The 8041-nt window shown below is 60.5% G+C and carries 5 protein-coding genes and 2 pseudogenes; 5 read left to right on the forward strand and 2 right to left on the reverse strand.

Features of this window, described 5'->3' with window-relative positions; genetic code table 11:
* The 5 genes and pseudogenes from EXE47_RS18035 to EXE47_RS18055 form a co-directional block, all read left to right on the forward strand.
* A pseudogene (locus EXE47_RS18035) lies at positions 1–121 on the forward strand (IS630 family transposase); the annotation flags it as partial.
* A gap of 224 nt (positions 122–345) precedes the next feature.
* Positions 346–3072 carry a transglutaminaseTgpA domain-containing protein gene (locus tag EXE47_RS18040; protein WP_089309442.1) on the forward strand — a complete coding sequence of 909 codons (2727 nt, stop codon included), beginning with the start codon at positions 346–348 and terminating at the stop codon, positions 3070–3072.
* On the forward strand, positions 3069–3755 hold the full coding sequence (locus EXE47_RS18045) for a hypothetical protein (protein ID WP_049933434.1): 687 nt from the start codon (positions 3069–3071) through the stop codon (positions 3753–3755). Before EXE47_RS18040 ends, EXE47_RS18045 begins: the two co-directional genes overlap by 4 nt.
* Complete coding sequence (locus EXE47_RS18050) at positions 3752–5107, forward strand: DUF58 domain-containing protein (protein ID WP_137704003.1); 1356 nt, start codon at positions 3752–3754, stop codon at positions 5105–5107. The genes EXE47_RS18045 and EXE47_RS18050 overlap by 4 nt, the downstream gene beginning before the upstream one ends.
* A complete protein-coding gene (locus EXE47_RS18055; RefSeq protein WP_049933437.1) occupies positions 5107–6642 on the forward strand; it encodes a hypothetical protein in 1536 nt (511 codons plus the stop codon). Before EXE47_RS18050 ends, EXE47_RS18055 begins: the two co-directional genes overlap by 1 nt.
* A 9-nt stretch (positions 6643–6651) precedes the next feature.
* Here EXE47_RS18055 and EXE47_RS18060 read toward each other — a convergent pair whose 3' ends face one another.
* Both EXE47_RS18060 and EXE47_RS18065 read right to left on the reverse strand, forming a co-directional pair.
* On the reverse strand, positions 6652–7626 hold the full coding sequence (locus EXE47_RS18060) for a MoxR family ATPase (RefSeq protein ID WP_089309440.1): 975 nt from the start codon (positions 7624–7626) through the stop codon (positions 6652–6654).
* 289 nt (positions 7627–7915) lie between these two features.
* Positions 7916–8041: pseudogene (locus tag EXE47_RS18065) on the reverse strand (IS701 family transposase); the annotation flags it as partial.

Raw genomic sequence — 8041 nt, forward strand, 5'->3', positions numbered from 1 at the left:
CGTTGAGAGCGAAGCGGAATTCAAAGACCTCGTTCAGGAAACTTTTGAGAAAATAACGAAACGCGTCAGCTTCGCAAAGAAGTGGTGTGAACAGTTCCTTGACTTTCGAATGTTATCTTAATCATTACCGGCATCCGGGCGGCCTCCCATGACAGTGCGTCCTTGGCAGGTAGGCCAATCAGAGCCACGCGTTCTATGACGCTGTTGAATCATCGGCCTTTGACCACCCCAGTACCTCTTCACGCACGCTGGGGACTTAGCAGGCTTTCATCCCATCAGAGCCACAGTACTAGCACAAAGTAAGCAAGCTTTACACATGATGGATTGGTAGCTGTTCACAAGTAGATGAGCGAGGGGAGACAAACTGGCGAAGGGATGCTAGTAATCGTTGCCATTGTGGCGCTGCTGCTCTCGGCTGCATTCCTCCCCGTCGTTGATATCTTTGGCGAGGAAAATGGCCCCGGAGCACTCGGACTCCCCGGTGATGAACTGGAAGAAAGCGGACTCGGGACTGCTGGTGAAGGTGGCGAGATGCCGGGCGGGACGTCAGGATCGCCAGTCGGGGGTTCACTCGCCGCCCCCGAGCAAACTAGTATTAGCAGTGGGTTTAATGGATCACTCACTCCGGTGCCCCTGTTTGTCGTTAACTCGTCGGAAACCACGTACTGGCGACAGACCGCATACACGGACTATACGGGTACCGGGTGGGAACAGTCGGCCGACGATCGTCCCATCTCGGAGGGTGTGCCGAACGACGATCGGACTGTAGACAGTCAGATCATAGAATACGAAGTGACCGTGTTGACCGACACCCGGTCGCTACCGACAGCGTGGCAGCCAAAGAGTGTCAGCCTGTCGAACCAGTCAGGAACGACTGTCCGTGCATCGACTGTCGGCGGCGTCAGCACCGACCGCTCACTTTCGAAGGGAGCCACCTACACCGCCACGAGTTCACCTCCCCCTCGCGATGCAACCACCCTTCGGCAGGCTGACGGGCGGGCTCCAGACAATATTCGTCAAACATACACGCAGTTACCAGCTGATACGCCAGATCGGGTCGGCGAGCGCACGGCTGAAATCGTCGGCGGCGAACAAACTCGGTACGACCGCGTGATGGCGGTCCACGACTGGCTCGAATCGAATAAGGGCTACTCGCTCCAGACCGATATCGACTCCAGCCAGCCGATCGCCGATCAATTCCTGTTTGAGGTCGACGAAGCCTACTGCCAGCATTTCGCCACGACGATGGCAGCCATGCTCCGGAGTCAGGACATCCCAGCACGGTACGTAGTCGGCTTTGCCGGGGGGAGCCCTGTTGGCGACGGTGAATCTCTCGTTACAAGCGATCGGGCCCATGCGTGGGTCGAGGTCTATTTCGAGGGTGTCGGCTGGGTGCGGTTCGATCCGACGCCGGGCGGCAGTCTTCCGGTTGACTCGCCACAGCCACCGTACGACCTCTCGCTAAACCGTTCGGCGGTCGTCGGCGCTGATGTCGCGGTGAACGTCGAGAAAAACGACAGCGCGGTCATCGGCGTCCCAGTCTATGTCAACGATGAGCGCGTCGGCTGGACCGATGCGAGCGGCGAGACACCGGCGACCCTACCGTACGCCGAAGAGATCACAATTACCGCTCGTCCTCGCGGCTCGGAGACCAAGTACTCCGACGATTCGGGTTCGACCACTACTGTTGCCGATATCGACGGTTCGGCGTCGACTCTCCTCACCACCGATTTTGATGATGCGACGTCAACTGTGAGTCCACGCCTCGTCGAGGCACTACCGACCGTGGCGAGTAGTCTGCCGCTGGTAATCTCCCGGCTTGGGGGACCGACGATCGGCGCACTCGGTACTGATTTTCATCAGGTGGACGACGCGACTAACGAATCGTCGGTGACCTACGCCCCAGAGACAAACGCGACGATTTCCGTGGGCGGGAATCGGACAACGGGTGGGACCGCTCGACTTGTGGTCGCCGTTCAGGACGTGCCGGTCGCTGACGCGAACATCGACTTCGACGGCGAGACCGTTGGGTCGACCGATAGCGATGGCGTTTACGAACTCTCGCTCGCAAACATCGAGCCGGGTAACTATTCGGTCCGGGCGACTCGCGGGTCGGTTGATGTCTCATCGACGCTCACCGTCACCCCGCCAGAAGGAGGCAACGACTCAGAGACCGCTGAGGACAAACAGCGTGATCCCCTTGCCCCTAATATTTCGGTCTCACCGTCCCTGATCGCACTCCCGGGAACCTCGGCGACTGCGACGGTTAGCCGCAACGGCCAGCCGATATCGGGCACTCCGGTCCGTGTTGACGGCGAGGTCGTCGGCGAGACTGACGCCAATGGGACAATTACTTTGTCGTTCCCCATCGCCGATTCGGTTGTCCTCACCGCCAGCGCCAACGGCGTCACCGGCGAGCAGTCGATAGACGGGCTGTACCGGAACGCCGGGGTCGTCGTCGCCGCGTTGGTTGGTACCCTTGTCGGCCTCATAATGATCGCCCGGCGGTACGGGATCACTCGGCAGCTACTGACACGCAGACTCGCGGCTATTGTTGCCCTTCTTATCTCTATTCCACACCGGTTGACCAATCTCGTGATTCGGTTGGCAGCCGCGTTTGAGGCCGCTATCGTGGGGCTCTGGCGACAGCTCACGTCGTTGCCGAGCCTCCTGACGGGATCGCTTATCAATATCCTCCATCAGGTGAACCCCTACGGGTTGTTACTAGCGGCGATCACGTGGGTTCGCTCCCGACTCCGGGGGCTCCGTCGCAGTAGCGATGATACTACAGCCGACGCAACAACGACGAGAACCCCCGATACAGAACAACACCGACGGATTCGGGCGATTTGGGGGTCGTTCGTCGAGTTTGTACGGCCGCCAAAGCTCACGACACGGACCCCCGCCGAGATCAGTCGGTACGCGATCAGACAGGGGCTGCCGCGGCGACCTGTGGAGTGTATCACCGACCTATATCGCGCCGTAGAGTACGGCCACCGGTCACCTGATGAATCGCGGCTTGAATCCGCCCGCGAGGCGCTGTCGACGCTCCGGGAGGAGGACGACGAATGAACCGTGAGCATCTATTTCGGACCCTGCTGTTGTTGATCGTAAGCGCCGTCGTCCTCGGGTTTGCCGCCGTTGTTGGCTACCGCCCCGAACTCCTGCCGCCAGAGATTATGATGCAGTTGGATCGACTAACCGAAGCTGTCGGGGTACGGACTGCGATCCTCGCCGCCGGTGCGGTCCTCGCCTGTATCGGGCTGTTGGGCTCGTGGGCGTGGCGAACGAACGATCAGACGGCGGTATTGTCAGACCTGTCGCCCGAGCAGCCGGATCGGGAGGTCGACGTGACGGGCGCGGGCCTCACTAGCGTGTTCGAATCCGTGCGGAACGGGCGGTCTGGCTCTGAGACCATCGAGGAGTCACTCCGGACGGTCCTAGTAGATCTATACGGTCGCAAATTTGACGACCGCGAGCAGGCCGAACAGTACGTCGACAACGGGGAGTGGACCAACGATCAGGTAGCTGCGGCGACGCTGACGGCGACCAATTCAGTTGAGTTCCCACTTTTATACCGAGTGTACGCGTGGTTGTATCCTGACCACGCCTACAACTACCGAACGCGGCGGACGTTGCGCGCAGTTGAAGATACCTGTGCAGCTGAGTTAACGGCTTATAACCCACCAGCACGGCGGCGAGGGCGGTTCGGTCAGTTACGGGCTCTCTTTGACTCCGGAGGTGGCCGACAGTGAGACACACCCGCTACCGGATCATGCGGGCTTATGCGATCATCCTTGTCGGCGCCGGAATCGCAACTGGATCGCTCTCGCTGGTGCTTGCCGCGGCCGTCCCTCTGGTATTCGCTCTCTACGGGGCGCTGTCCGGCTCGCCGGTCGTCAAAGGTAACATCGAAGTTAACCGAGAGATCAGCCCTGAGACCCCATTGCCCGGCCAGCCCGTTGACGTGACTCTGACGGTCCGGAACACGGGAGACACGGCAATTCCCGACCTCCGTTTCGTTGATGGCGTCCCCGAGGAACTTGGCGTTACCGAGGGGTCGCCCCGCGCTGGCAGTGCAATCGCAGGGGGTAGTAAGCTGTCGACGACTTACACGCTCGCTGCCGACCGTGGAACCTACACCTTCGACGATGTCACCGTCAGCGCGCGTAACCTCAACGGCACGCGAGTGGTCGGAGAGGAAATCGACGCAACAGGCGTCACCGACTTCGAGTGTCGGGTCGCAGTCGAGGATATCCCAGTCCAGCAGACTACCTCCTATACCGGGCAGCTGGCGACGGACTCGGGTGGACCGGGCGTCGAGTTTTACGCGACTCGAGAGTACCGGCCCGAAGACCCAGTCAAACGAATCAACTGGCGACAGTATGCGAAGACTGGTAAACTGGCGACGATCGACTACCGCGAGCAGCACGCCGCCCACGTCGTCGTCCTCACCGACAGCCGCCCGTCGACTCACACTGCAGCCTCCCCGACTGATCCGACAGGGGCGACCCTGAGTGCCTACGCCGCGACAATCGCCATCGAAGTGCTGATCAACGAGGGTCACCACGTCTCGCTGGGTGCACTCGGGATTGCCGACCCACAGACCGATATCGAACCTCCGGCGTGGGTCTCGGCCGACGAGGGCACCGCCTTCACCACCCACGCGACAGCGGTGTGTAACGCCGCGGCGTCGAGCGCGACCGACAGGATTGATAACAGAGATCACTCCAACAGCTCTACCACTGTTGGGCCGACCAGCACTGAGCCGCACGGAGAAGCCGCATCTCCCCCAGTGGCTGACGGCGGCATCGACTGGCAGCGGCTCCAGTCGCTCGTGCCGCCCGGCGCGCAGGTGATGTTGTGTACCTCTGCGACCGACGGGGCGATCGTTGACCTTGTCGAGTCACTCCGAGGCGACGGTCATGAGGTGACGGTGCTCTCGCCACAGACCGCTCCCGAGACCGTCGGCGGCCGGATAGTCGCGCTTCAGCGTTCGGTCCGGCTTGATCGGCTCCGGTTTCTCGGGGCGACGGTTATTGACTGGGAACGAGCGGAGAAACTACCTGCCGCGCTTGCCCGGGGCTTGGATGCGGGGGTGCAGTGATGGCCGGTCAAACCATTCTGCCGAAGCCGAATACAACACGCCTCGGCTCGCTTTTGATCGGCACTACCGTGGCCCTCGGTGGCTGGCTCCTCACAAGCGCGACCGGGACAACTCGGCCCGGCCTCGCTGCTGGGGTCGCCGGGGGGCTGTTGGGAACCATTGTTCTGGTCCGTAATACAGAGACACCGCTCGGGACTGCAGTTGCGACGCTGCTATTGCCCGTGCCGAGCCTTGTCGGGTTGGTTGCCGTCGGCCTCCCGCTTCGTGAGCTGGTACCGCTGACAATTGCGGGCGATCCGTTTGTTCGGCCGCTGATCGGTCAGCTTGGCGTAACAGTCGCTGTCGGAATAGCTGCCTTCGGCGTCATCGCCACGCTTGATACAGGCGTCGGGGAAGGCGCAGTTGCCAAACTTTGGGGGACGGCCGTGCGGGCGCTGATTGGGATCGGTGTGCCACTCGCTGGCCTGCTAGTCCTCCAGTTCGATGCTTTGACTGCGGTTCCCGTCTCCATCCCCGGGATCGATGGTTCGACCCTCACCACGTTTCTGTATCGGCCCTCTGAATCCGTATTCGTCCTCGTCAGTTTCTGGCTTCTCGTGACCCTCCAGATCGCGGCGCTCAAACTACTAATTGTGGTGGCCCCCGTCATGGAGTTGACACCACAGACGAATCAGGAGTCCGTCGGTCAACTACTCTCGCGAACTCATTCCGTGCTTAACACGGCTTTTGTGCCGGTGCTCGGGCTAACCTTTGTATCGATACTGCTTGCGTTTGGGGTGTCAGATCCCCGGGCGCTTCTCGCTCGCTTCCCGGTGGTTTTTGAGCTTCTCGCAGCCCCCAGCCTCCGCCGCGGCCTCGTTTCTGGTATCGGTCTCGTGACGCTTGGGGTGGTATTGCTAAGCGGGTTGCAGTTTGTCGCCGGTCGGGTAACCGACACTGTCGGCCGCCTTATTCCGTCCATGCTGGCCGGGGGAAGTGCGGTAGCGGTCGCCATCGTCGGCTCACCATTGGTGCCACAGACCGTCAGCCAGATCCCTGAGACACCAGTTCCGGTCGATGAAGTAGTCACCGCGCTGACGCCGGCGGGGGTTGTTCTTGCGGGTGTCACCGTCGCCGTGGCGCTGTTGACCGGCGTGCTCGCCATGATTGTAACCGCAGGCGGAATGAAATACATCCCCCGGCGGACCGCGGGCAGCGCCATCGCCAGCGCGGGGCTCGGGATCGGTACGATCGCTGCTGGGATCGGCGGTACCGATGTGCTTGTGGTCTTCGCCGCTGTTGCCGTCTCAATCTTCATCTGGAACACGGGCGAGCGTAGCGTCACGACGCAGGCTGAACTGGGTCCCTCCTCATCAATCCAACTGGAAGCTATCCACATGTTCTCGGCACTCGGTCTCGCGGTCGTCGGCGTCGGATTGGCGTGGGGGCTGTACACGAATGCCCTCAGTCGACTGATCGTTAGCGACGGGACGCTTGTCGGCGTCCTCGCGTCGACTGTGGGTGTCCTGCTGCTGGTCGTCGCAATTCGAGGGTGAGTAGAGGCGTTAGTCGGCAGTCGTCGCTGCGCCCGGTACCTCGACGCTGTCGAGAAGGTCGGTGACGATTGCCTCGGCGTTGATATCCTTAATTCCGGCCTCAGAGGTCAACACCAGCCGGTGGGTCATCACCGGACGGGCGATAGCCTTGATATCATCGGGCGTCACGTAGTCACGACCATCGATCAGCGCGTGGGCCCGAGAGGCTTCGAAAAACCGCTGGATACCACGTGGCGAGACGCCCACGTCGACTCGCGGATCATCTCGACTCGCTCGGGCGAGGTCGACAAGATACTCTTTGACCGACTCCTTGATACTCACCTGTTCGGGCAGCTGGCGGAGAGTGGTCACCTGCGAGGCGTCGACAACCGGATTGACAGTCGGCATCTGGGTGTCCCGACTCGCTCGACGGCTAATGAGATCGATCTCGCCGCCGCGGTCGGGGTAGCCAATCGAGGTCTTAACGATAAATCGGTCCCGTTGTGCCTCTGGCAGGCGGAAAGTGCCCTCTTGTTCGATGGGGTTCTGAGTGGCAAGAACAAAAAACGGTTCTGGGAGGTCATATGTTGTCCCACCGACAGTAACCTGTCCCTCATCCATTGCCTCCAAGAGCGCCGACTGGGTTTTCGGGGGTGCACGGTTGATCTCATCGGCCAGCACGATATTGGCAAAAACGGGTCCGCGCTGGAACTGGAACTCACCGTGCTCCTCGTTATAAATCTGTGAGCCGGTAATGTCGCTTGGCAGCAGGTCAGGTGTAAACTGGATGCGAGTAAACTCCAGATCGAGTGCATCGGCTAGTGCAACGGCGGTGAGCGTCTTCCCCGTCCCCGGAACATCTTCCAGTAGAACGTGACCACGAGCCAACAGGCCAGTCGAAACGGTTTCGAGAAACTCCCTGTCGGTGATGACTGCCTCGCTAACCCGATCCATTACCGCAGTAATCCGTTTTGTTGCCTCCTCCATCCGCTGACCATCTCTCATACGACACTATCACTGCTTGGTATGGACTTATCAGTTGTTGTGACTGTACTGCCCTGTTGACTCGATGGAAACGCTGCTATCCCTAGAGAACGTGAACCAAGATATGGGGCGCAAGAGACCGATAAGGACTCCGTGCCATAGAGCACGTTCTGTTGACTGGTCCATGCGCGAAAGAAGTCGAGTCATGGGCGCTACAGCCCGGATGCCGCGGCCCGGCATCCGGGCGGCCTCCCATGATAGTGCGTCCTTGGCAGGTAGGCCAATCAGAGCCACGCGTTCTATGACGCTCTCAGCTTTGAACGTTAGCGTCGGCTGTTGAGTGAACGAAGAGGTGATCAATCTCTTCCATCAGGTCGTCGACGCTACGATCATCGTTGTCTCGAACCCACGAGAGAAGGTTGTAAACGGCTTCTTT

The organism is Halorubrum sp. GN12_10-3_MGM (assembly GCF_005435235.1).
Lineage (GTDB): Archaea > Halobacteriota > Halobacteria > Halobacteriales > Haloferacaceae > Halorubrum > Halorubrum ezzemoulense.

What these genes read in the sequence shown, in the direction of transcription:
- EXE47_RS18045 (WP_049933434.1), top strand. Translation starts at nt 3,069, where the DNA reads ATGAACCGTGAGCATCTATTTCGGACCCTGCTGTTGTTGATCGTAAGC.
- EXE47_RS18055 (WP_049933437.1), top strand. Translation starts at nt 5,107, where the DNA reads ATGGCCGGTCAAACCATTCTGCCGAAGCCGAATACAACACGCCTCGGC.
- EXE47_RS18060 (WP_089309440.1), bottom strand. Translation starts at nt 7,626, where the DNA reads ATGAGAGATGGTCAGCGGATGGAGGAGGCAACAAAACGGATTACTGCG.
- EXE47_RS18040 (WP_089309442.1), top strand. Translation starts at nt 346, where the DNA reads ATGAGCGAGGGGAGACAAACTGGCGAAGGGATGCTAGTAATCGTTGCC.